Below are 25,852 nucleotides of genomic sequence, written 5' to 3' on the forward strand. Positions count from 1 at the left end.
CTTTACACGGATTTGGGAGAAGTAGCATTTCCCCCAAATCCGCAAATGATGTTACGGACGGTCTTTAGCGATGGCTGCTTGCTTCAGCTTCTCAGCTTCCTCTAACACTGGAAGCGGGTCCTTCTTGCCTGTTGCGACCGCGGTAATCAGCTCACTGATCATTTTTTGAGATTGCCCATCCTCTGGACTGGACAAGCCGAAGTTGCGGCGATAAGAAATGTACTCTACATTATGTTTCGTTGAATATTCCATCACTGCTTTTTGTGTCGGCTGCAGCTTCTCAATACGTGCAGGATCATCGCCGTAATCTAATCTTCCTGGATAAGAGCCCGCATCAACAGCCAGCGACTCCTGAATTTCAAAATTGTAAAGGCTCATAATAAACTCTTTTGCCCACTTCTTGGTCAGATCAGGTTTGTTTTTCCAAATAACAAAGCTTACATCGCCTACACCGGCATTAACAAAAACCGTTTGATTCGGATCATTCGTAACCGGGATGCTCATAAAGCCCCATGTAAAGCCTTCAGGCGTGCTTTCCTTCATTTCATTGCCGACCCAGTCGCCTGTTGCAACCATTGCAGCTTTATGCTGCATGACCTGCATTTGCGATTGCGTATGATTAAGCGCCGCTACGCCGGACGGGAAGTAGCCCTTTTTGCCGAAATCATACATACGGCTCCACGCTTCTTTATTCTCTTCTGTTGTAAGCTGAGGCCCATCGAAATTGCGGAAATTTTTCAAGTAAGTATCAAAACTGCCATTTGCTTTGGCAAGATCAAACTGCAATACATTGAATACATAATCCGTTAAGTAACCTGCGTAAACCCCTGGGAATGTAATCGGAATGATGCCATCTGCTTTGATCTGTTCAAGCAGAGCAACAAACTCATCCCAAGTATTTGGGCTTTTGTTCCAGCCTTTCTCGTCAAATAGCTTTTGGTCAAAAAACAATCCGGACGTGTAGCCGACAACGGGCACACGAGCCGTCATGCCAAGGCTTAGTGCTGTATCATAGAAATCATCGGAGATGACGGAACGAAGCGTTTTGCCTGAACCATCCGGCAGCTGCCGGTCCCAAAGATCATCCTGTGATTCCAGCTTGCCTGCTTCAACAAGACGTTCCATTGATCCGGCTGCAGTAAAGCGCGGCATGAACAGATCAAACATATCCTCATCATTGCCAGCCGCAATCTTCGGCTCCAGAATCGTCTCTAGTGTTGGTGTCGAAGTCAAATCAAATGTAACGTTTGGATACTTCTTGGTAAACTCAGCCATAGCCAAATCCATCCAGACACGGCCGGATCCGCTTTCCCATAATCCCACTTTTAAAGTAACCTTCTCGTCTTTAGGAAGCCCATTTTCATACACTTCCGGTTCAGCCGGATTTGCCGAATCAGTTGGAGCTGCAGACTCATTCGGCGTTGCTGAAGGCGAGCTTGACGGTTTATTGTTTCCATTGGAGCCGCAAGCTGTTAATAAGGCAAAGCACATTACTACGGATAATAAAAGTACAGAAAACCTTTTCAATTGAATTACCCCCTAGTTTTTTATTCAGCTGATGCTATTTAAAAGCTGATCGCTTCTCAGCCCAACTGCCAATTCAATAGACTTGCCGCCAGAAAGCCTTGACTTCTCTGCCGCAAAAGCCATCAGATGGCTTTGCATGGAGGCTTCAGCTGATGTCAGCCCTGGCCCTGCATCCTCGCCATGAGACCGTACTTGCTCCAAAAACGAGCGCATCAACCCTTCATCGCCTCCTCCATGCCCTCCTTCTTCAAGAGTGACTGGAACCGTTTCAGGCTTAGCTCCAAATCGGTAAAGCTGTATGTCATTTTTCTCCATATAGCCTCGAATTTCGCCCATCGTTCCCATGATTTGAACCGTTCTTGAAATATCGTGCGAAAAGCCAGACATCGTAAAGGATGCTGTGGCACCGCTATTAAACTCCATATTCACAACCTGATGATCGACAACATTATTATTGCAGCGATAAACACATTTTCCGAACGGCCCCGTTTGCAGCGCCTTGCGAATGCCTTGTGCTGAAAGATCATGCGTTATAAATCTGGTCCAGTCTGTCGTCTCTGCCTCCTCATAGATGCGAATAGCAGAATAAGGGCACTCACGCTCTACGGTGCAGCCGTCCAGACATCGTTCAGTCGAGCCGGGCGGGGCATTCTCAAGACAAAAATGCTTTAAAGAGCCAAAAGAGCTAACCCTTATACACGGTTCATCCATAAGCCACGTCAGCAAATCCATATCATGGCATGACTTCTGCAATATCATGGGGCTTGTTTCTTCCGAGCGGTTCCAATTGCCTCTTACAAAGCTGTGTGCCATATGATAATATCCAACGTTCTCGCTCAGTTGTATGGATACGAGATCCCCAATGGCACCGCTTTCAATCACCCGCTTAATATTTGACCAAAAAGAGGTATAACGCAATACATGGCATACAGTTAGCAATCTCCCAGAGCTGCGGGAGGCTTCGATCATCGCAATAACCTCAGCTTCTGATGGAGACATTGGCTTCTCAAGCAGCACATCATAGCCCAGCCCCAATGCTCTCACTGTAGGTAGAAAATGCATCCTATCCTGTGTTGCAATAATAGCGATATCTGCCATTTTAGTCTGATCAAGCAGCTGCTCCCAGCTTTCAAACACTTGATTTGGCAATAAGCCATGTTCGGCAGCTGCAAGCGTTCTGCGTTCTTCATCGGGATCTGCAACCGCGACAATTTTCAATTCATCTGGATACTTATTGGCATAAGCTCCATACACAAATCTTCCTCTTGCCCCGGCGCCCATTAACACTGCCGTTATTTGGCGCACCTTATCACACCCTTCTTAACCTAGGTCTACACTACCCATAAATCGGTAAACCTGTTTTCAAGGTGATCATAACACCCGTTATAAATTGTTGTCAACCCTGTTTTCAAATAATATTTTTTACATTTAATGTGCTTACATACCTGTTTTGGATCCTGAGTTAAACCACTAATTATATTAAAGTTTGACGTATAGACCAGTTTCAGCCTATAATATAACTAGCGTTATGAACAGTTTTCAAAGGAGTTTATGGATATGGTAACTAAAAAAGAAATAGCAGAATACCTCGGCATTTCGCGCACTGCCGTTTCTCTCGTGCTCAACAATACACCAAGCAGTACGATTTCCGCAGAAACCCGCAGCAAAATATTGCAAGCAGCCAAAGACCTCGGCTATCGAGATATCGAGGTTTCTCCTAAGCTTTGCTATGTGCTGTATGACCGTGACGCTAATGACCCGCGTTATATGGCGGATTTGCATGCGATTGAATCTGCTGCGAGCCAGCATCAATACGGATTGATTTTTATGAACATTACACATGAAGCTGAATCATTGAATAAGCTGCAAAAAATTATAGACAATCAAGAGGTTGACGGCTTTGTAATAGCCGGAGATGTTGATGAAAAGCTAATGCGTATTTTTCAGTATTCCAGCACGCCATATATTTTATATGGAAAACCTATTGAAGAAGTGGAAGACGTCGTCAGCTATATTGCAATTGATGACCGAAAGATTGCTTACGATGCTGTCAAAAACCTACTTTCAATGGGACATACCCGTATTGCCCTTTTTATGGGTACACTCGACTATCTTATTCATCAACACACTTTGGACGGTTATTTAAATGCGCATAAAGATATGGGGATCGAAGTGGATAAATCGCTCATTCAAATTAGCAATGATGAGAATGGCTATGAGATTTGCAAGCGGGCTCACATGCTGCGTTTAGATTATTCAGCAGCCTTCTGTGCGAATACAGTTATTCAGTTTGGCGCCCTTCAATATTTGCAAAGCATAGGCGTTGCTGTACCAGGTCAAATCAGTCTGGTAGGCTCGGGCTTTACTGAATTAGTCAAGCTAAGCATGCCTCAGCTGACTACTTATTTTGTTTCCAGCAATAAAAAAGAAGAGACCGTCAGCCTTCTTGTCGATCTCATTCACAACAAATTAGACGATAAAAAAGTTTCTGCCTTTATAACTGATTTTGAATGCTTTGACGGCGGTACGCTGGCACCTTATGCGCCTGCAAAATAATTGCCTGCCGAAATGGAATATTTTATTGTACAACAAAGAAAAGCAGCTTGTATCCGCCTAACGGAAACAAGCTGCTTTTCATTTTTTGTTTGGTATTTTTTTGCTAAATCAAGCGAAAACTTGAACAAACTTTTTCTAGCCTGCTTGCCTTTGAGCTTTGAACATGTCATAAATACTGATATACAATTTTGAAAGGATGGCAGCTATGTTCGAGCGATTAGTGCGCCGTTTTCACCATACTACTTTCCGCAAGAAGCTTATTCTGACCTACATTATTATTATAGTTGTTCCGGTTATGTCCGCACTGTTTGCATCAGGTCTGCAGCTGTACAAACAGACCAATACAGATTACGAAAATATTTTACAGCAGCTCAACAGACGTACTAACGTAACTCTTAACGACTTTTTTACAAGCCTGGCACGCAGCTCCTTTTTTTATATGACACAGCCCCGGCTCATGGAAATTGTCCGTAAAACTAGACCGTCCTCCGAACAGCAATACATTTCGGATGGCAACTATATGCAATCGTCTATGGAGCAATTTGTTCTCATTAACAGCAATATTGCGATGATTTCCATCGTAACGCCCAATGGAGGCATGTATGGCAGTAAGCCGGAGAAAGTGGACCAGGTAATGACTGCTGTCAGCCGATATGGCAAGGAAAAAATAAAACAAGCTCCTTTTATCGTAACTGAGGATACTTCGGACAGTAAATCAAATCATACCATTTCTATAATCCGATATTTATCCGATCTGTATTTAACGAATGGCCGTGAAGGCTATGTAAAAGTAGATATTTATAACCGTGCCTTTGAAAATATGCTCGGCGGTATTTCCGATGATTCCGCCCAGCTTGGCACCTTGGTGCTTGATGGCAACAAAATTTTATATAACTCAGATGCTTTTATGAGCAATGCCAATTTCGAGGAAATGGAAAGAATAGCAGGCAAGTTTCAGGAAATTACACGAGACGAGAAAAAAACGCTGCAGCTAAAATACAACGGCAAGCAGTATTTATTCAGCGGCAATATTAACGAGGTAACTGGCTGGACGATCATTCAATTTATACCTGTCAATCATATTTTTGATACTTTTGTAACGAATACTTTGAATTATGTGCTGCTCAGCGTCCTTTCCCTGCTCGCAGCGTTTGTGCTCGCTTTTTTCTTCCACCGCTATTTCATTTTGCCTATTTTGAATTTGAGCAAGTCCATGAAAACCGTCGATACGTTGAATGTGCCTCTCCCGGTTCGAAGCAGCGATCGCGGGGATGAGATCGGCCGGCTTATAAACAGCTTTAACGAGATGTTTAAACGCTTGAAGGAGAGCCGTGAATCTGAAATTGCGTCCAGCAATTTGCAAAAGATTGCTGAGCTAAAAATGCTGCAATCGCAAATCAATCCGCATTTTTTATATAACACCTTAAATACGATACATGCGATATCCGAGCTGCATCGTCTTGATCAAATATCAATCATGACTAAAAGCCTTTCAAGCATTTATCGTTATAATATTAAATTCGGCGATGAGGTCACGATCGGCAACGAGCTTGAACAAATTAATAACTATATTAAAATTCAGCAAATCCGTTTTCTTAACAAGTTTAAAGTTGAGTACGATATTGATAAGCGGGTGCTGTCTTATAAAATATTGAAATTTTTAATTCAGCCGATTATTGAAAATTCCTTCTATCACGGGCTTGAGCCTAAAGGCGGTCAAGGTATTTTAAAGCTGACCATTAAGCAGCTTGACCAAACCTTATTTATTTCTGTTCAAGACGATGGAGTAGGTATTCCGCCTGATAAGCTTAAAGAGCTTACTGATATTTTAAACGAAAGCAAGCCTGAGCTGAACGGAGATAATAATCGCAATTTCGGCATCCGCAATGTCCATGCGCGCATCCGTTATTTTTATGGCGAGAATTACCGTATGGAAGTAAACAGCTCGGAACAGCAAGGCACAACAATTATGATGTATATTCCGATAAGCGAGGAGATGAGCAGCAATGAAAATACTAATAGCTGATGATGAATATTTTGCAAGAAAAGCCGTTATGCAAATGGCGGCGGACTGGAATCCGGAGGCAGAGCTGCTGGAAGCGGAGGACGGAACGGAAGCGCTAGAGCTAATAAAGCGGCATAATCCGAATATTATACTGACCGATATACGCATGCCCGGCATGGACGGCATGGAGCTGTCAAAGTATGTGTATGACAATCAAATCAGTTCGGCTGTTATTATAATTAGCGGCTTTGATGACTTTCATTATGCGCAAGAAGCGATTCGTTACAGAGTTGATAATTATTTGTTAAAGCCGGTTGACCGGTCAGAGCTTTATCCCCAGCTCGACAAGCTGAACGAGAAATGTATAGCTGCTGAAAAGCAGCAGCTGAACGGACTAATAGAAGCGGCTCTATTCGAAGAAAATAATACTGGCATTGCTGCAAAGCTTAGCGCCAGTTTAAATATTGATGAGCATAATGATTGCTCCCGCACAATCGTGCTATGGCTGGAGCCTAAGCTTCATGCTGCAGCCGCAGGAGAACTGCGCTCGCTGCTTAGTCAGCGCTTTAAGTATGCTGCCTTGCTGTCTGACCGCCAGCACCCACATCTTCTCGCCATTTGGCTGTGCGGGCAAGAGATCGATCTTCAATATGACAGCATCCGTGTTCTTTGCGACACTGTCAACAAACAACTCGAACAAAATTGCGAAATGACAGTCTCAATCGCCTATAGCGGAACCTCCTCCCTGCAAAAGGGCGGACAGAACATTCATGAATCCTACAAGGCAGCCAAGCTGGCCAGTCTGCAAGCGGTTTTGAGCGGGTCCAAGAAAACGATAAACAGCAGCAGCATACTATCCGACTATTTGTATGATGCCGCCTTTTTAACGGATTGGGCGCAAACCTTCCAGCGTAAATTAACTAATCTGCAAGAGGATGAAGCTGTTGCCATGCTGTATGCATGGCCTGCTCAATCGACAGAAAAGCAGTTTTCTGCCTATATGCAGCAGGACTGGTTTGCAAAAGCCGTTCATATTATGAACACCATTATAGGCCATACCAACCAAGAGGTGGAAGCTTCATTTATTGAGCAGCACAGCTTATTTGATTACTTTACCGCAGAAGCGCATATCAGGCAGCTTGAGACTTGGACAAAAGGAATTTGCGGCCTGCTTAAGAAAAAGGAAGCAAAGACAGAGCTGATTGAAAATATTAAAACAGATGTCGAGCTCCATTATGCTTCACGCATCACTTTAGAGGAGCTTGCCAAAAATAAATATTTCGTAGATCCGAGTTATTTAAGCCGGCAATTTAAACGGAAAAGCGGCGTCAGCTTTACCAGCTATTTGCTGTCTGTACGTATGGAAAAAGCGAAAAAGCTGCTGGAGAACGGCGAGGCACGATCGATTTCAGAGGCGGCAGAGCGCGTTGGCTTTAATGATGACTCCTACTTCATTCAAATGTACAAAAAATATTTCGGGGATACGCCGGGTAAAATGATACAAGTCAAATAAAAAGTTTTTAAAGATCATTTTTCTCCTATTCATAGAGTCATAACTCTCCTATTTGTCGGATTTATACTCTTGATAAAATGAACACTGTACAACAAAGAAAAGGAGTTGGGCAAATGAAAAGGAGCTTGATCAAGGGCGGTCTTGCAGTCCTGCTCGGTTTGACATTAGTAGCTGCAGCTTGTTCTAATGGTAAAACTGAAAACGTATCCAATAACGGGGGAAATGACGGCGGAAAGGTCAAAATCGAATACTTCCAGATGAAGTCTGAGGTTGTCGAGATTGTAAATGATCTGATAGCAAAATTCGAAACAGAAAATCCTGGCATTATCGTCGAGCAAAACAATGTGCCAAACCCGGAAAACGTATGGTCTATGCGTGTATCTACCAATGATGCGCCTGCCGCTTTTACACACTATCCGCATAACCCGGTTTTTCAAAAGATGGCTATTGAAGGCCGTGTAGTAGATCTTACTAACGATCCATTGCTTGACAATGTATTGCCTGCAATTGCTGAAATCAGCAAAATAGAAGGCAAAAACTACATGGTCCCAATCGGTCTTGCTACGCTAGGCGTGTACTATAATAAAGCTATTTTTGCTGAGCACGGCTTGCAAGTGCCAACCACTTACGCAGAATTTATTGATGTTTCAGAGAAGCTGAAAGCAGCAGGCGTTACGCCGATGCTATTCCATGACAAGGATTTCAATGGCATTCGTCAAGAGGTTGTTTATAAAATGGGGCAAACCATGCCAAACGTAGAGCAATTTTTGGACGACGTAATGAATGGCAAGGCTCATATTACAGATAACCCTGAATTCAAGCCATTCGCTGAAAAATTGCTGGCACTAAGAGAATTTGGACAAAAAGACATTATGGGAACTGGATATGACGACGCTTTGCGCGAGTTCTCCAATGGCAAGGCAGCAATGTGGTTCACAGGAATTTGGGCGCAAAAAGAAATTAAATTGAATAATCCTGAGCTTGATTTCGCTATGTTCCCGCTTCCGACTGAAAAAGCAGAGGATCTAAAAACACAGGTATCCGTTGACACTGCGATCGGTCTTCCAACAGGCGGTAAAAACGAAGCTGAAGCTCGTAAATTTGTAGAGTTTATGTCCTCCAAAGAAGCCGTTGAAGCATACTTGGAAAAAGGGGGCTATCCGTCAGGCATTAATGGTGTAGACACTGGATCTGCTGAAATGGCTTCCTTAAGCCAATTGATCAAAGACGGCAAGGTTTACCCGACGATCGAACGCGTATGGCCGCCAGGCTTGAATGCCGAGGTTGGAAAAGCTACGCAAGAAATGTTCGTAACAAAAGATATAGAGCAATATTTAAAAGCACTTGATTCTATTTTCTACAATGTATTGAATCAATAATGTAATCCAATAAGGCGGGAAGACCTTGATTCATTCAACGATGCGCGAGGTGCTCCCGCCTTGTTTTTTAACGGAGGTAGACATATGAATTTACGAGGATCAAAGTCCAATTTGATTTTTTTCCTGCTCACCCTTCCTGCCGTCGCATTGTATATGATCTTCTTTCTTGTTCCGCTGTTTATCGGCGTTTACTACAGTATGACGAACTGGGACGGCTTTTCATTATCCTATGATATGGTTGGTTTACAAAATTACATGAAGATTTTGCAGGATAAACGCTTCATGAACAGCTTGGTTTTTACGGGGCTTTATACGGTTATTATCGTAATCGGCAAGCTTGGCGTTGCGCTTGTTCTTGCTTTGCTGCTTAGCGGATCGCTTAAAATGCGCGGTTTTTTCCGCTCTGTTTATTTCTTCCCAGCGGTACTTAGCATGATTACCGTCGGTATGATCTTCAACTACTTCTTTTATGCCCTTTTCCCGCCTATCGGCGAAGCTTTAGGCATTGATTGGCTGTCGCGCAATATTCTTGGTAATAAGCAGACCGCTATTTACGGAATTGCACTTACGAATATTTGGCAGGGCTTTGCTGTTCCGATGGTTATCTTTATCGCAGGACTTGCCAGTGTTCCAAAGGATTTGAATGAAGCGGCTATTATTGACGGTGCTTCGCCTATGCAGCGCTTCTTCTCAGTAACGATACCGTTCCTGATTCCAATGCTTACTGTTAATGTTGTATTGGCGATCAAAGGAGGGCTAACCGTGTTTGATTACATCGTAGCGATGACAAATGGCGGTCCTTCAAGCTCAACAGAATCGCTCGGCTTTTTAATTTATCAGCACGGCATGAACGAAATGAAGTTTGGTTACGGTACAGCAGAAGCCATTTATGTGTTCTTCCTCATTGCGCTTATTTCCTTTATCCAAATCAAGCTGCTATCGCGTAAGGAGGTTGGACAACAATGAAGAAAAATAAGCTGCTTCGCGCTTTAAGCTATCTGTTCCTAAGCATCGGAACACTTTTTATCTTCTTTCCAATTGTCATTACGCTGTTCGTAGCTTTCAAATCAAGGGCTGAGACGAATAAAAGCTTTCTTGCTCCGCCTTCGAGCTTATATTTGGACAATTTCACTGCTGTTATTACAAAAGCGAACTTTTTGCAATCGTTGCAAAATTCTTTTCTAATCACTTCAGTTTCGTTGCTCATTATGCTGTTTGTTATTCCAATGGTTGCTTATGCTATTTCCCGGAACTGGAATAAAGCTTACTATAAGGGCGTATACACATTAATATTGCTTGGTATTTTTGTCCCCTTCCAGGCGGTTATGCTTCCGATTTTCCGTCATATGAGCAATTTGCAAATGCTGAATCAAACGGGACTTATTATTATGTATGTAACCTTGTCCTTCTCGCAGGGCTTGTTCTTGTCGGTAGGATTTTTGAAAAACATTCCGATGGAATTGGACCAGGCTTCAAAAATTGACGGCTGCGGCGTTTGGCTTACATTTTCCCGCATTATATACCCGCTGATGATGCCGATCATTGCTACTATTCTTATTCTGAACAGCCTTTGGATTTGGAACGACTTCCAACTGCCAGTCATTATGCTGAACAGACATCCGGATATGTGGACGATGCCGTTGTTTATTTATAACTTTAAATCCGAAGTAAGCTTTGACTTTAACCTTGCATTTGCCGGCTTCGTGCTGTCTATGCTGCCGATTACGGTTCTCTACGCTTTTACGCAAAAATACATTATCGGCGGTTTAACTGATGGTGCCGTTAAATAAAGGAAATTGCAGATTAATTGTAGCAACATTACTTGAAGCAAAGAAGGGAGAAGCGGAGGGTAAGATTGGAACTGGAGAAACGATAGTGGCCCGCCTTTGTATGGCAATTTAACCAATATCTGGTTTATAAAGTCAAATAAATTGACATACAACAGCGGTCGTAAGTCCAATCTTGGTCGCAGCGCCATCCTTTTCCTTTGCTTTTTGTCTTTACAACAATTAATCAATATTTCAATATAAGAAACCTAATTGGGGGCTTATCGAATGAAGCTGACCGTAATGACATTTAATTTGAGAGTAAATACACCGATAGACGGGATCAATGTTTGGCCGAACCGGACTGACCGTGTTATAGAAGCGATCACAGAAGCTGATCCGGATATTATTGGCACACAGGAAGGCACGCTTGACATGCTGAAGGATCTGGATAAGGGTCTGCCTGAATACAGTCGCTTTGGCCGCGGCCGCCTGGACTTAGGGCAAGCGGAAACAGACGAGTTTTGTGCGGTCTATTACAAAAAAGATTTGTTTCAAATCGTGGAGGAAGGACAATTCTGGCTGTCAGAAACACCTGATAATCCCGGCAGTTTAAGCTGGGATAGCAGCCTTCCGCGCATTTGCTCCTGGGCGCTTCTTGCCAGCAAAATACAGCCGGACCAGCATTTCTATGCCTATAACACACATTATGATCATCTGGGGCAGCAGGCGCGGGAAGAAAGCTCCCGCTTGCTTATCGAGCATATTACTTCTAGCACCAGCAAAGATGTACCGTTTTTACTTACTGGAGACTTCAATGCAGAACCTGGCAATTTAGCGCTGGCCATGCTGCATGAGAGCTTCCAATCTGTTTATTCGGTTATGAATGCTCCTCCTGGACGCACCTTCCACGGCTATTCAGGGGATCATGACGGCGAGCCGATCGATTTTATTTTTGCTTCTCAAAATATAAAGCTATTATCTGCTTATGTCGATACGAAACAGCGTAATTACGGCTTCCCATCCGATCATTATGCGGTTATTGCAAATGTGAAATTGTAAAGCTGCAAAATGCTCGAAAAAGTTTTAAGGAGGCAGCAAGAAATGCGGCAATACAATGGCTACATCTTCGACCTGGACGGAACCTTATATCTCGGGCAGCAAGCGATAGAAGGTGCCGTCGAAACGGTCAACAAGCTGATGGAAGATGGAAAAAAAGCCGTTTTTCTAACGAATAAAACGATCGAATCACGCAGCTATATTATGAAGAAGCTGAACAATCTGGGCATTCAGGCAATTCCTGAACAAATGATTAGTCCTGTAGTAACGACGTTAAAGGTGCTGCGTGAGCAATTTAACAGCAAGAAAGTTTATGTTATAGGAGAGGCAGTTTTCAAAGAAGAGCTTGAGCAGGAAGGTATTCCTTTCGCAGCCTCACCAGAAGAAACCGATGTCGTAATTCTTTCCTGGGACCGCAACTTTCATTATCAGCATATTGAATTTGCTTATCGTGCTGTCAAGCACGGAGCAGTAGTGATGGCCACTAATCCGGACCGCACTTGCCCGATGCCGGGCGGGGATGTGCCAGACTGCGGCAGCATGATCGGCGCCTTAGAAGGAGCTACTGGCAAAAAAATTGATATGGTCATGGGCAAGCCGTCCAAGCATATGATCGGTACAGCGCTTGCTGTGCTTGGCTTGAAAGCAAGCCAATGTTTAATGATTGGCGACAGACTGGAAACCGATATTTATATGGGCAACCAATCAAGAGTAGACACTGCGCTCGTATTAAGCGGCACTGCTACTGAGGAGGATGCTGCGGCAAGCCCGTATAAGCCAACCTATATTATCAGCTCCGTCAATGAGCTGATCCAATACCCATTCGTATAGCAAAGCAATCGTTTATCCATAATAAGATAGAACAGCTTCGTCGTCCTTAATCGAGGATGTACGGTATCTTTCGAAAAAGGTCATGCTAGGAGATTATTATGGATAACAACTACAAATTCACTGAATTGGATCAATCATTAGTCGAAGACATTCGCAGCCTCGAGAAAAAAATCGAAGAAACAATTGGAGAAAAGGTTAATTTAATAGCTTATTCTCCTGCGGCAGGAGAAAAGGATAACACTCCATCCTAAGCTTAAAAAGCTGGTTCCATGATTTAATGGAATCAGCTTTTTTCATATTCGAATGATTTCTTATATTCTGGAAACCTTATTATTAATTGTTGCCCTGCCCATATAATTAAGTTCAAGAATTTATGACGTAAATGGAGATAACAAATGAGACTTTTCAGATGTATACTTGTGCTGCAGCTTATTGTATTCGTATGGGCTTCCGTCACATCATCAGCACCTGTTCTTGCGACTGAAGACCCGTTACCGATTTATGCGCCAAAAAGTGAATATACAATTGAGGTTTTTCCGCTTCAACACCGTCTAACTGTATATAAACAAGGAAAACTATACAAGCAGTATAGAGTTGCTGTAGGCAATCCTTCTACGCCAACCCCTGTTGGTGTTTATACAATCATTTACAAAGGGAAGAATTGGGGACCTTCTTTTGGCCCGCGCTGGCTCGGGTTGAACGTTCCTTGGGGCTACTATGGCATACATGGCACCAACAAGCCTCATTCCATCGGCCAGCATCTCAGCCATGGATGTATTCGTATGCACAATTCGCATGTTTTAGAATTATATGAGATTATTCCGGTTGGCACTAAAGTTACGATACACGGTCATGTGCTTGGTGATATGAGTCGAGACCCTAGAGATTTGGCAGAAGGCGATGTTGGCGGAGACGTGCAATTAATTCAATCCCGATTAAAGAGCGGCGGATATTTTACAGGTGTATGTGACGGGAAATTTCGCTCGGATACTACGGCAGCTCTCAAAAAATTTCAACGTGATCGGAAATTGCTGCCTAACGGCGTAGTGTCGCGCACGATATATAAAGAAATGGGCTTAATTGAATAGAAGAAGTTATCAAGGATAAACAGCTTCTGCCGTCCTATGGACGAGCGCATTTACCAGTAAATTATAACTCAGCTATCGCATAAATTTGACAGGCAAGCCTTGCCTTGTATGTAACTGGTGACATTGGCAATCCATCACTGTTAATGATAAACTTCTAAGGGTTGCCATAAACGCTATTCGTGCAAAAATGACAGCTTGAATTTTCTAACGGTTGCTATTACGCTTAATTTCCCAAAAAGCACTGATTTTGCTTGAGAAATGATACAATAGCGCTCATGGCAACCGTTAAATGCTCAAATAAGCTAAAATAATCGAAATAGCATCGATAGCAACCGTTAGGCCGATTTGGGCAGCTATTATAGGGGACGTATTCCTTAGTCCAGTTGCATCATACATTTATGCCTATTTTGGTTTTGCGAAAATTGCGTTATAAATTGTAACATTGATAAAGCCCGCAAAAATAGCCACTTATTAAGTGTTCTATTCTGCGGGCTTTGTTAGGGGCAAATTTAGCTGATTTTGAATTTGCTCAGCTTTTCCAACAGCTCCTGCACCATATCGCTTAAGGTAGCCGATGCCGAAGCGATTTCCTCCATCGAAGCTAGCTGCTCCTCGGAAGCTGAAGCTACGCTTTGCGAATTGTCAGTGGCCTCGCCAGCGATGCGGGAAAGCTCATGCGCCGAGGCGTTAACCTGCTGCACGCTCGCATTCATTTGCTCAGACGCTGCTGAAACCTCCTGCATTTGTTCGCCTACGCTTTCCATCTTATCGGTAATCAGCTGGAATAGATCGGCGCTTTCGATAATATGCTGCTCGCTTATCGTTACATCCTCGGAATTTTGCACCATGATTGCAGCGACATTGCTTGTATCTGCTTGAACCCTGGCAATGAGCTGCGCAATTTCCGCAGTCGCTTTCTGAGATTGATCGGCCAGCTTGCGAATCTCAGCTGCAACGACAGAGAAGCCGCGTCCAAACTCGCCTGCCCGAGCCGCTTCAATATTGGCGTTCAAAGCCAGTAAATTAGTTTGACTGCTAATTTGCGAAATCATGCTTACGATGCCGCCTATTTCTTTGGAATGCTCCTCCAGCATTTGTATCGCTTTTCCGGCTTCAACGGAAGATCCGAGCACGTCTTTCATTTTCACTTCCGTCTCATGCATTTTAATGTTACCTAGCTTAGTTTGCTCCACAATATCATTTACAAACGATAATACAGAAGCGGAAGATTCCGTAACTCTCTCTATACCAGCAGACATCTCATTCATCGCCACTGCTGTCTCGCCTGCATAACGATTTTGCAGCTCCGAGCCTGCGGCAACCTCTTCAATATTTCGAGCGATAGTTTCAGACGCTTTTGATGTCTGATCAGCGCTTGCTGTCAGCTCTTCCGAGGTTGCTCCTACAGACATGGACAGATCAGCTACGAGATGAAACATTCCTCTCAGCTCGCTTGTCATATGATTAAAGCTTTCTGACATTTGTCCAATTTCATCCCTGCTCTTCACTTCCACATGCTGGGTCAAATCTCCCTCGGACATCTTTTGCACACTAGTGACAAAGCGTTTGATTGGTCGAATAATCATTATTCTGGTAAGAATAATTAAAATAACAGCAAGCGCGTACATCGATACGATGCCCATTATAATGAAGAACATTTTACTTTCATTAAAGTCTTTCAGTACTTCCTTCTCAGGAATAACAGCCTCTACGTAAAATTTATTATCAATATCCTCCAGCGTAATAGCTGTGAAGACACTAAGAGCCTGTTCGCCATGCACATTTTCAATGTAGCCCGTCATGCCCGTTTCGGAGATCACATTATCCAGCAACTTTGCTTTGTCCTCTTCGTCAGCATACAGCTCCAATATTTTTTCCGGTTGTTCGGAATTGGCGACATATTTGCCTTGTCCAGAAATAACATTAACATATCCGCCCAGCGGCTTAACCTGTGTAGCTTTGCTTTGAAGGGAATCTAATGATATATCGAAGCCAATAACGCCAAGGAACTCATCCTTATCATTAAGAATGGGCACAACGAGCGTGGTCATCGGGATTTCTTCCCCTCTTAGCACATACTTATACGGCTCAATCAGAGCAGGCTCCTTGCCGTTTTTCGATACCAAGTAAAAATCTCCGCTGCCAACCGTTTCATAGTCACGCACCGCCTCAATGCTAAAGCCATCGCCTTCGCGGACAACGTACGGCACCAATCTTCCTGTCTCATCGTGATACGCATTTTTATTTTTGTTTTCGGCATCCTTGCCATCGAAAGCATTAGGCTCCCATACCGAATAAACGCCTAGCAGCTCGGGATGCTCCTGAAGCATCTGCTCTAGCAAGTGAATAACCTCTTCTCTGGAATAAAGCTGCTTCTCGCTTGCATGGCGGAGGACAATAGCCATCGTATCAAGCTCCTGCTTATAGCCATTTAACTCTTCGTAAAATTGTGCGGCAAATGCAGTTGCAGCATATTTAGCCTCCAACTCTCCCTTATCCACGCTTATTGATTTAAGCTGGTTAAGAGTGCTTACTATGATTACTGTAAATACAATGCTTAGCAGTAATATAATTGCTGAAGTCATTTTAATCGTTAAAGACATTCTAAGCTTCTTTTTCATTATGTAGCCCCCACAATTTTCTTATAAGAAATATCGACAAAATTTGTCGAATTGTGAAGTATTGCAGAGGCGTTTTGCAAAAAAAATGTTACTCCATTTTTTCATATCGCGCTTTGATCGTCTTCGCATAATCAGACGGCGTCATGCCGGTTTCTTTTTTAAAATGGCGAGAAAAATAATGGATACTGCTATAGCCGAGCAAATTGGCAACTTCTGAAATATTATACGTTTCCTCGCGGATATACTTTTTGGCATGCTCAATTTTTGTTTTATTAACATAGGCTATTAATTCGAGCCCAGTTGCTCGCTTAAACATAATATTCGTTTGTGTTTTGCCCAAGTTGATATGGGCGCATAATTCATCGAGTGTAATTTTTTCTGACAAATGCTGCTCAATGTACTGGATAAGCTGATTAACCATATCAGCAGTTTGATTTTCTCTAGTAATCGTTATAAGCGATTGACGTTCCCGATTCCCTGCAGAATTGCGAATTAAAGTAAGCAAAAGCTGCTGCAGGCAAATTTTAAATAGCTGCTCGGAGCCATAAACCTGTTGTTTATTGGAAAGGAGCGGAAACGAGTTGATTTGAAAAGCATTCATGCCTTCATTCATCAATCTGGCTATAATCCATAAAGTATAAATATTCCGGTCAATAATGCAAGCGTTAGTGCAAACAAATTAAAAGATTGGCTAAATCTTTCTGCAAAAAAATAAGTAGAATAGAACATATAAGCAAATAGGGGAGGCAATAAACAAATGGAAATCGGAGTTATTCATAGCTTAAATACAAATGTGGAAGGCAATATTTTCCAAGCGGTCAGCGACCTCGGCTTTAAAGTGTGCCAGCTAAACTCCTGGGATATGACACAATGCACAAAAGAAAATGCTGAGCGTGTTGTGAAGGATTCAAAAGAATCCGGCGTGCGCGTATGCGCTGTATGGGCAGGCGTTCCAGGACCAGCCAAGTGGAATTTCACTGAAGGTCCCGTTACGCTCGGACTTGTGCCAGAGCAATATCGCCAAGAACGTATTGCTGCCTTAAAAAGCTGGGCTGACTTCGCAACCTGGATCGGCGCACCTGCTATTATTACACATTGCGGATTCATTCCTGAAAATATGACTGACCCCGAGTATCCAATTGTAGTTGACGCAATCCGTGAAGTAGCGGAATACTGCAATGAGAAAGGAATTGGCTTCTGGTTCGAAACAGGGCAAGAAACGCCTATCGTATTGCTTCGTACGATTCAAAGAATCGGCACGCCAAATCTCGGCATTAATCTTGACCCGGCCAACCTTATTCTATATGGAAAAGGCAATCCAATCGACGCTCTTGATACAATCGGCGCCTATGTAAGCAATATCCATGTCAAAGACGGGCTTTATCCGACTGATGGAGAACAGCTTGGAGAAGAGGTTCGCCCTGGTCTAGGTAAAGTAGATTTTCCAAATTTCATTAAAAAGCTGCAAGAAATCGGCTTTACAGGCGAGTATATTATTGAAAGAGAGATTTCCGGTCCTGAACAAACAGCTGATATTTTGCAGACAACTGCAGATTTGAAGGTTTGGACACAGCATTAATAAATATTCAAAAGGCCTCGGTCCTGATGCAGGACCGAGGCCTTTTTTGAATACTAGGAGAATGTAGATATTGACCCTAATTCGGCGAAAATACAAAAACCTATGTTTTCTTTAACATACGTACGAGAACCGTTGCGGCTTCAGCACGCGATGCTTGCTCCTGTGGAGCAAACAGCTGATTGGCACGTCCAACCATCATACCTGCTTCATATACAGCTGCAACATATTCTCTTGCCCACAATGGAATATGCTGTACATCTTTAAATAGCGGAACGGTATGTGTAGCTGCTGCCAAGTTATTGCTGCGAGCCAGCATGACTGCTAGCTCAGCACGACTGATCAGCGCTTTAGGCCGAAAAGTATCATCGCTGTATCCATGAATGATTCCAGCCTTCACTGCTCCTGCTACAGCCGAAAGCGCCCATTGGCTGATTTCCTGCTTATCACGAAAGGTCAGCTGCACTTCTTGTCCCTCCAGCTTTAATGCCCTTGCCAGCATAACTGTAAATTCTGCCCTGGTCACTTTAACATCTGGACGAAACGTCTGATCCGGATAGCCTTTTATAATACCAAGCCGCACCGCCTCTTGAATGGCTGTGCTAGCCCAATGCCCTTCCACATCTGTTAATTGAACTTCATCTGCATCAATAGTTGTACGCTCATTGTTATCTAAATTATGGTTATCCTGTTCATCATTTTCTTTCTCGTTGCTGTTGCCGGTCTGACTGCTATTCTCTCCGTTCTGTCCATTCTCATTATTGTTAGGATTGCCACCCTCGGACACGTCTGCTTCCACTAGCTCCAGTACAAAATAGTCAAGATTCAGCGCACCGCTAATATTGTCCATCCGTATCGTATGCTTGCCAGTCTCCAGTTCAAATAATAGATCCTCGCCGTCTGCCTTTTGCAGCAGGCCATTCCGTCTGTCATTCCAGCCTGGTGTTAGTGGAAAGTGAAATTGCCATTGCGGTCCATCATCCATCTGAAATTCTCGAACGGAATTTAATACAAGCGTCGCATAACGCAACATGACCCGATATTTCCCGCTAGTTGGAATATCAATCTCCCATTCCAGCTGATGCCCTTTGTTATCCCAGCCATAAAAAGCATCTCCAAGCGGATTATTCGTTGTATGTGAGCCTTCCTTAAACGCAACAGTAACTTTTCCGCCTGTTTCCCTAACAAAATCCTCAGCTTCTATCTTTGTTCCTGCAAGCGGAGATTGAATCACTTCAACTTTGCCCGGCAGCAGTGCTTGCTGTTGCTGCTCATTGCCTCCCATTGGAATGCTCGTTGGAGCAGGCAAGGAAGCCGCCCCTTGTACAGTAGCAAGGATATATATCTTTTCCGGTTCAGCTGTAAAGCTTATCGTTTGCTCCGTACCTGAATAGGTGAATACCACCTCTGACAACTCATTCTCATCCTGCAATGCCAATTGATAAACTTGATACGACTGCGGTAAACCGCTAATTGCCACCTCGGCTGCTTCACTTCCGTCAAAATCGATGCGCAACGCATGATCGGCTAATCGTGTCAATTGAATCGTTGATGCGGCAGACAATTGCAACGATAAATCAATTCCGGATATATGAGTCCCATTAACTAACGCAAGCATCTCATCATAAGAAGATATTTCACGATGAATGGATATTTCCCCATCGCTAGTTAATAGCCCCGCTTGCTTCTCTCCTCTTTGCATCCCTGCCATAATCGTGTCTTTGACACCATCCGCAGAAACAATTTGAGCGGCTTGCGCCTCCGGGCTATTCGGATCACTTTGCTGCACAGTAAGCGGAGTAATCGTCCGCTCGCTACTACCCTTCGTGTAAGGCTCCAGCACATTATAGAAAAGTGTATGGCTTTGTCCATCTCGTCTGGCAATTAACAATTCATTAGTAAAATTACCGCTTTTGGAAATACCGCTGCCTTTAATAACCTCGGTTTCCCCTCCAGCCAGCATAGTCGTTCGAAATCCTTTATTCTCCCCCAAATCCCAGCTTGTGCTCCAAGCTTCGTCCGTTGTTCCCTTGGAAATTTCCTTAACATGCTTGTAGCCCATCGAGCTGCCCAATCTGACCTCAGGATTGCTCGCCGCAAGTACCGTACTGCTATGTTCCAGCAAGCCGTTTACAGTTAGCGGATAATCATAACGATGAGCTTGTGTGCTTTCAGCTTTAAAAATATCAACGACGTAATCATCAATCTGCACAGCGGTACGCGTAAGGTCCACACCTTGATCAACATATACATTGTGATTTGACGCCTGCAATATTCTGGCAACTGGTCCGATAGACACTGCATTCCGTTCACCGCCCGATGATCTGTCCGGCGCATCCGCTTTCCACTCATCATCACTGTCTGTGTAAGGATATTGCGATTTTTCATCTACGACCAATGTGTTATGCGCCAAAGTATGCTTGGCAAACTCCTTATGCCCGGCTGAACCATAAGTATAGCGTCCCGGGTCAACTAAAATTTGCTTGCCTTGTCCGAATAACACAATACCGAGCTTATCCGCATGGGAATGTCCAACCGATCCAAACGGCGACCATTGCATAGCTAAATTAACAGATTCCATGTAATTCCCAGGCGAACGCAGTATAGCTGCCCCGCTGTCCAGAAATATCGAGCTGCCCAATTTGTTATATCCCTTTTTACTGAAATATCCGTTGCCAATCGTAAAGCTTGCTCCGTCCGGCAGCTGTGGCTGAGCGGAGAATAAGCTGTAATACTGCTCCAAACCGCCATTGGAACGATCATGCCCCAAATAGCGAGACAGCAGCCAGCCGTATTTCTCATCTTCATAATGAGAGTAGCCCATTTCATACATGTTTCGAGCTGTTAAATAGGAATAATCCGAGTCAGCAAACACAGGACGGGACAAGTCCGGAAACATAAAGTAGAACGGAAAATCCAGCAGTTCCTTTATACTTCTATCCTCTGCTTCCGTGAGCCTTCCCTCAACCATCCGCGGTGCATCACTGCCCTGGTAGGCCATATCCCGCTCGCCATTAAACATATAGCCGTATAAATCATAGTTGCTGTTGGCGGCTGCTTCTGCCAAATAAATCATATACTCCGTTCTTTCCTCATGGTAAGCCATCGTCTGTTCCCACCAATAGCCATCGTCCAGCAAACCATTAATAATGTTGTATTTTAAACCATAGTTATCCCTGTCAAAAGCTTCATTAAGCAAAGTCTGATCCCGTAATAGAAAGCCAATGACCCCGACAGCCCAGTTTGTTACTCCTTGATTATTCAAACGACCGCGCGGCAATTGTGAAATTCGTTTTGCTCCTGTGCGGAAGACCCCTTCCTCAACACGAGCTCTCTGCTCCTCTGACCAAACACTGCTGTTATATACCAGATCGTATCCCCAGGCAAGCGGAACCAGCATATAACCATCGTCTTTGCTTTGATTGAAAATAAAATCATGTTGTGCGTAATAATCCGCGTATAAAAGCAAAATATGTTGGGCTGCTGCTGCATAGCTCTCATCATTGGTAACAATATAGGCATAAGCAAGCAGTCTTGCTGCATCGGTCATCTGCCAGTGCCCGCCATCATTTTTCGGTAGCGGCACCGTCATCCCGCTATAATTTGTTTTGGCTATATCCGCATTGGCTATAATCATATTGCGCATCGTCTGCATCCAGGGGTAATTCGGTATGTTGGCAAGCACTTGATTGATTTTGTGCTGAGTTGTCATCAAATAAGGGTGCTCGGCCTCGGGAGCTGCTTCATCAATAAGCGGCAGAAAAGAATACACCTGTGAAGCTGCCACTGTCGATGTATGACCATCTCCGTCGGTAACGACAGCCGCGTAATATGGCTTATTATATTGTGGAAATTGGGAAACAGGAATAATCCACTCCAGCCGATCCGGTGCTGGCGTTTCAGCTCCTACCATTTCAAGCGCATCTCCAATAGTTAGCTCTGTGATCGGCTGGTCACTGGCATATAGACGCAAGGAAGCCGCACGCTGATCGTTTTCCAATGACCATGTCAACATAATTTCCTGATTAATCGTATAGATGGCTTTAAAGCTTTGTACAGGTTGTACGGCTGGCAGCTGTGCGGGAACCGTAACTTGAATGGGATCAGACATGATCCATTCTCCCTCATCTGCTTCAAATTGGACGGTATAGTAGTAATTCTCACCTGATTTCACAGACCGATCATAAAACTGCTGATCCTGAACAGTGCCGACCAATAAGCTGTCCCCTTCTATGAAATCGCTTTCATTACTGCGGTAAATATAATACGTCACTTGTCTTCCGCTGCTTCCAGATAGAAGCGGCATCCATGCAAGCCTTACAGTTCCACTTGCCTGCAGCTCCGCTTCAGCATGAATGAATCCATCAGCTGTGTTATTTACCGGATCATACAATAGCACATCGTCAAACCAAACATGACCGCTTGCCCGGTATAGCATAGGTTCCACCTTAATCATCGTTGTCCCCGCAGGAGTGGTAAAGCTGGTGCTGTAGTAGCGCCACTTTCCGCTATTATCTGCGCTGCCTGTCGCAAGAGAAGAGCCGGTTTGTGTGCCTTGGCTATTTAAAAATTGAATGCGCACATAGGCATCGCCCAAAGGATCGCCGCCTGCATCAATATCTTCTGTTTTCATCCAATAGCCGAGCACATAACTTTTTTGACTGCCAACAGCTACTGATTGGTTCAGTACTCCTACACTTCCAGTTTGAGTAGCTGAGATATATAGCGCTTGCTGCCCTTGTTTAGCATCTTCTTCAACAATTGAAACAACCGGGTTGCCAGCAGGGAGCCAAGCTCCCCACTGTGGGACCAATCCTTCCGTTACTACTGCTTGTTCAAACGAACCGTTCTTCACCAAATTAATAGTATCCGTCTGATTCGCCCATGCCCGATTTGTAAAGCCTGCACCTGACGGAAGCAGTAATATAGCAGCTAACAGAAATAGTGTGATTGATTTAATCCGAAGCATTGATTTCATCATAATTGCAGCCTCCTTTATCCTTACTCGATCGAATAGTTAAAAAGAAACAACTGCTCAAACAATGTCATATGACTGTCCATAATCTCTTCATAGCCATAGCACTCGCCCGGTGCGTCAAGCCCCATATTTGTTTCATAGACCATACTCATGCCGCCGCTTACATGATGCATCGCTGATGCCAAATTAAATGACGGCGGGCATCCCGCTTCGCCGTCCCGCTCGTTCAGTTCATTGACCAAATAGCGAAGCCCTCGTTCATCGCTAACTTTTTTTAGTTGCTCGCAAAACTCCAGCTGCTTTCGTTTCACCGATAGAGGAATATAGGCAGTATTCAAAATCTGATTGACTACATTCGTTCCCCCGTGCAATTGTACAGAAACGTCCACCGCTTCCTCATCCGCCAGCTTCAAGAGCGCCTTAGTTTCCTCTGCCCACGGCATAAAAAACTGATCATGCATCATATTAATGCCGTTATCGTTGAAGTATCCTCCCAAATGACCCGCATGCTCCAGTATAGGATGGATAGCTTTACAATCCGGCCAGCCGCATAGCGAGCCATCCTGCCATGCCCCCTGCACAAAGTAGCGCAGCTCCTCCATAGTCATGCCAAGCACTGATTCAACAGGCACACGAGCGCGCCCATCCGGATTCATGCATGGAATGAGCAATAAGCGGAATTGTTCCAGCACCCGGTCGGCATCGATAAGTTGTTTTCCGCGCAAATCTGTTCCTGTTTCCAACGCATGAATCAGATTAAGCACTGCTGCTACGCCCTCCAGCTCTCCTCCATGAATGCCGCCAATAATAAGAATAACCGGGCGGTTATTGATTGTTTTGTCCTTGTAATAACGTGTATCGCCTGCACCACAAGCAGAGTTGTAGTTCGCTAGACGATTGTACGGCTGCTTTTCCCCATATTCAACTACCGCGATTTCGCGTCCCCCTGCCGAGACAGCCAAACTCCGGACTTGACCGCGTTTCACCTGCTTTAAGGCTTGTTCAATATGAAGCAGGCTGTTGCGCCAGTAATGCGGCATTTCCTGCGCTTCACTTGTCGAAATCTTTTCCATCACTAATCCTCCATATCCAATTGTTGCTTATCCTTTCACGGAACCGATCAGTACGCCCTTTACAAAATATTTCTGAATAAACGGATACACCATAATAATCGGCAAAGTAGAAACAAGTATCGTTGCGAATTTTAACGGCTCATCGATAAGCATCTCTCCATCGGCTCCGCCCATTACTGCGCCATCCTGGTATTGTCCGGCAAGCACAATATTTCTAAGAAATACTTGCAGCGGGAACAGGCTTTCCATCCGTAAATACAATAGTGCGCTAAAGAAATTGTTCCAGATGCCAACCGCATAGAAGAGCCCGATCGTTGCCAATACCGATTTGGAAAGCGGCATGACTATACGAGCAAAGATGCCTAAATCATTTAATCCGTCGATTTTGCCAGACTCAATTAATTCATAGGGAATCCCCTGAAAAAAAGTACGCATAATAATCAAATTCCAGGTAGATACAAGCCCCGGTATAATCATCGCCCAAATCGTATTCATAAAGCCCAAATCTCTTACTACGAGAAATGTTGGAATCATCCCGCCGCTAAACAGCATCGTGAAGACGATCATCATAAGAAAAAACTTTTTGAACACAAGTATTCGTCTTGATAGCGCATACGCCCCCATCGCAGTAACAATAAGGGAAAGAAGCGTACCTAAAGTTGTATAAATTAGTGTATTTTTATATCCCATCCAAATACGCTCATCCCTCAGCACATATTCATAGACTTTCAAGTTAAAGCCTTTGGGCCATATACTGACTTTGTTTTGCAATACATATTCCATTGAGCTGAAGGATACAGCAAGCATATAAATAAACGGGTATAGCGTTGCCAGTGCAACAATTAGCAACAAAAGCACATTCACTACGGAAAACCACTGCAGTTTTAGTCTCATACTCATCCCCTACCATAGACTGTTGCCGCCAATTTTGCGGCTAATGTAATTGGCTCCGCTCAAAAAGACGAGACTGATCAAACCCATAAACAAATCGATTGCTGTACCGTAAGAGAAATTCCCTTGTACAATACCAGTACGGTATACATAGGTTGATATAATATCAGCTGTCTCGTAAGTAGCAGGGTTATAGAGCAAAAATACTTTCTCAAATCCAATATCGATCATTTTGCCAATATTCAAAATTAATATAATAACGATAGCTGGCGCAATGCCCGGCAAAGTAATATGCTTCATCTTCTTCCAGCGGTTAGCCCCGTCCATATCGGCAGCTTCATACAGCTGGGGATCGATAGCGGTCAATGCAGCCAGGTAAATAATCGAGCTCCAGCCTGCCTCCTGCCAAATTTCCGAAGTCACGTATACTGTACGGAACCAGCCTGCGCTTTGCAGAAAGTTAATCGGTTCATAACCGAGCCATTCAATAAATTGATTGACGATTCCTGTCGTTGGCGACAAAAACATCGTTACCATGCCCACAACAACGACGGTTGAAATAAAATGCGGCAAATAACTGACTGTCTGCACAAAGCGTTTATATACCGCAACCCTCACTTCGTTCAGTAACAAAGCGAGCGCAATTGGGACTGGGAAGCTGAACAATATTTTGTAAAACCCCAGCAAGAAGGTGTTGCGTATAATGTTAAATGAATCTTTATTTGAGAAAAATTGGATATAGTACTTTAAACCAACCCAATCACTGTCCCAAATCCCCTTAAAAAGACTGTAGTTCTTAAAGGAGATGACAATGCCGAACATCGGAATATATTTAAAAATGATATAGTATAAAACTGTGGGCGCCAGTAATAGCAACAAGTATTTATCCCGTGCCAATCCCTTTACCAGGCTGCCTCCCGCGCGAATTTTCACGCTGTCTCCACCTCCTGTTAAAGACCTGCCTGTAACAGAACAACTTCTATGAAGAT

19 protein-coding genes are annotated in these 25,852 nt (G+C 43.8%); 11 read left to right on the forward strand and 8 right to left on the reverse strand.

Annotation, left to right across the window (positions count from 1 at the left end; translation table 11 throughout):
* Window positions 1-51: 51 nt before the first annotated feature.
* Window positions 52-1,527 (reverse strand): ABC transporter substrate-binding protein, encoded by a 1,476-nt coding sequence (locus ACRRU2_RS04635; protein WP_432500132.1) that lies wholly within the window; start codon window positions 1,525-1,527, stop codon window positions 52-54.
* 24 nt (window positions 1,528-1,551) lie between these two features.
* Window positions 1,552-2,832: a Gfo/Idh/MocA family protein gene (locus tag ACRRU2_RS04640; RefSeq protein ID WP_432500134.1), complete on the reverse strand. Its 1,281-nt coding sequence runs from the start codon at window positions 2,830-2,832 to the stop codon at window positions 1,552-1,554.
* Window positions 2,833-3,084: 252 nt separating this feature from the next.
* On the opposite strand from ACRRU2_RS04640, the gene ACRRU2_RS04645 reads away from it, so the two are divergent.
* From ACRRU2_RS04645 to ACRRU2_RS04690, 10 genes are all read left to right on the forward strand, one after another.
* Window positions 3,085-4,083, forward strand: coding sequence for a LacI family DNA-binding transcriptional regulator (locus ACRRU2_RS04645; RefSeq protein ID WP_432500135.1), 999 nt, complete (start codon window positions 3,085-3,087; stop codon window positions 4,081-4,083).
* Between the two features lie 205 nt (window positions 4,084-4,288).
* Window positions 4,289-6,109 (forward strand): sensor histidine kinase, encoded by a 1,821-nt coding sequence (locus ACRRU2_RS04650; protein WP_432500136.1) that lies wholly within the window; start codon window positions 4,289-4,291, stop codon window positions 6,107-6,109.
* Complete coding sequence (locus tag ACRRU2_RS04655; protein ID WP_432500137.1) at window positions 6,090-7,601, forward strand: response regulator transcription factor; 1,512 nt, start codon at window positions 6,090-6,092, stop codon at window positions 7,599-7,601. Before ACRRU2_RS04650 ends, ACRRU2_RS04655 begins: the two co-directional genes overlap by 20 nt.
* Window positions 7,602-7,714: 113 nt before the next feature.
* A complete protein-coding gene (locus tag ACRRU2_RS04660; RefSeq protein WP_331702225.1) occupies window positions 7,715-8,980 on the forward strand; it encodes an ABC transporter substrate-binding protein in 1,266 nt (421 codons plus the stop codon).
* An 84-nt stretch (window positions 8,981-9,064) separates the two neighbouring features.
* Entirely contained in the window at window positions 9,065-9,946 is an 882-nt protein-coding gene (locus tag ACRRU2_RS04665; protein WP_331702224.1) for a carbohydrate ABC transporter permease, read from the forward strand.
* Window positions 9,943-10,770 (forward strand): carbohydrate ABC transporter permease, encoded by an 828-nt coding sequence (locus ACRRU2_RS04670; protein ID WP_331702223.1) that lies wholly within the window; start codon window positions 9,943-9,945, stop codon window positions 10,768-10,770. Before ACRRU2_RS04665 ends, ACRRU2_RS04670 begins: the two co-directional genes overlap by 4 nt.
* A gap of 264 nt (window positions 10,771-11,034) precedes the next feature.
* Window positions 11,035-11,808 carry an endonuclease/exonuclease/phosphatase family protein gene (locus ACRRU2_RS04675; protein ID WP_432500138.1) on the forward strand — a complete coding sequence of 258 codons (774 nt, stop codon included), beginning with the start codon at window positions 11,035-11,037 and terminating at the stop codon, window positions 11,806-11,808.
* 42 nt (window positions 11,809-11,850) lie between these two features.
* Window positions 11,851-12,636, forward strand: coding sequence for an HAD-IIA family hydrolase (locus tag ACRRU2_RS04680; RefSeq protein WP_432500139.1), 786 nt, complete (start codon window positions 11,851-11,853; stop codon window positions 12,634-12,636).
* Between the two features lie 98 nt (window positions 12,637-12,734).
* Entirely contained in the window at window positions 12,735-12,887 is a 153-nt protein-coding gene (locus ACRRU2_RS04685; RefSeq protein ID WP_331702218.1) for a hypothetical protein, read from the forward strand.
* 144 nt (window positions 12,888-13,031) lie between these two features.
* A complete protein-coding gene (locus ACRRU2_RS04690; protein WP_432500140.1) occupies window positions 13,032-13,724 on the forward strand; it encodes a L,D-transpeptidase family protein in 693 nt (230 codons plus the stop codon).
* A gap of 509 nt (window positions 13,725-14,233) precedes the next feature.
* On the opposite strand, the gene ACRRU2_RS04695 is transcribed toward ACRRU2_RS04690, so the two are convergent.
* Together ACRRU2_RS04695 and ACRRU2_RS04700 are read right to left on the reverse strand one after the other, a co-directional pair.
* The gene (locus ACRRU2_RS04695; protein WP_432500141.1) at window positions 14,234-16,345 is read right to left on the reverse strand and encodes a methyl-accepting chemotaxis protein; all 2,112 of its coding nucleotides are present in this window, start codon (window positions 16,343-16,345) and stop codon (window positions 14,234-14,236) included.
* 88 nt (window positions 16,346-16,433) lie between these two features.
* Window positions 16,434-16,958 (reverse strand): helix-turn-helix domain-containing protein, encoded by a 525-nt coding sequence (locus ACRRU2_RS04700; protein ID WP_432500274.1) that lies wholly within the window; start codon window positions 16,956-16,958, stop codon window positions 16,434-16,436.
* 144 nt (window positions 16,959-17,102) lie between these two features.
* Here ACRRU2_RS04700 and ACRRU2_RS04705 point away from each other — a divergent pair, with 144 nt between their 5' ends.
* Window positions 17,103-17,924 carry a sugar phosphate isomerase/epimerase family protein gene (locus ACRRU2_RS04705; RefSeq protein ID WP_432500143.1) on the forward strand — a complete coding sequence of 274 codons (822 nt, stop codon included), beginning with the start codon at window positions 17,103-17,105 and terminating at the stop codon, window positions 17,922-17,924.
* A 100-nt stretch (window positions 17,925-18,024) separates the two neighbouring features.
* On the opposite strand, the gene ACRRU2_RS04710 is transcribed toward ACRRU2_RS04705, so the two are convergent.
* Genes ACRRU2_RS04710 through ACRRU2_RS04725 form a run of 4 tightly spaced genes read right to left on the reverse strand, consistent with a single transcriptional unit; the run spans window position 18,025 to window position 25,796 of the window.
* Window positions 18,025-22,902, reverse strand: a complete 4,878-nt coding sequence (locus ACRRU2_RS04710; RefSeq protein ID WP_432500144.1) for an S-layer homology domain-containing protein — start codon at window positions 22,900-22,902, stop codon at window positions 18,025-18,027.
* Between the two features lie 20 nt (window positions 22,903-22,922).
* On the reverse strand, window positions 22,923-23,972 hold the full coding sequence (locus ACRRU2_RS04715; RefSeq protein WP_432500145.1) for a M14 family zinc carboxypeptidase: 1,050 nt from the start codon (window positions 23,970-23,972) through the stop codon (window positions 22,923-22,925).
* A gap of 27 nt (window positions 23,973-23,999) precedes the next feature.
* Window positions 24,000-24,866 carry a carbohydrate ABC transporter permease gene (locus tag ACRRU2_RS04720; RefSeq protein WP_432500146.1) on the reverse strand — a complete coding sequence of 289 codons (867 nt, stop codon included), beginning with the start codon at window positions 24,864-24,866 and terminating at the stop codon, window positions 24,000-24,002.
* Between the two features lie 9 nt (window positions 24,867-24,875).
* Window positions 24,876-25,796: an ABC transporter permease gene (locus ACRRU2_RS04725; RefSeq protein ID WP_331702557.1), complete on the reverse strand. Its 921-nt coding sequence runs from the start codon at window positions 25,794-25,796 to the stop codon at window positions 24,876-24,878.
* Between the last annotated feature and the right edge of the window lie 56 nt (window positions 25,797-25,852).

It is taken from the genome of Paenibacillus sp. GXUN7292, from assembly GCF_050864975.1.
Taxonomy (GTDB): domain Bacteria; phylum Bacillota; class Bacilli; order Paenibacillales; family Paenibacillaceae; genus Pristimantibacillus.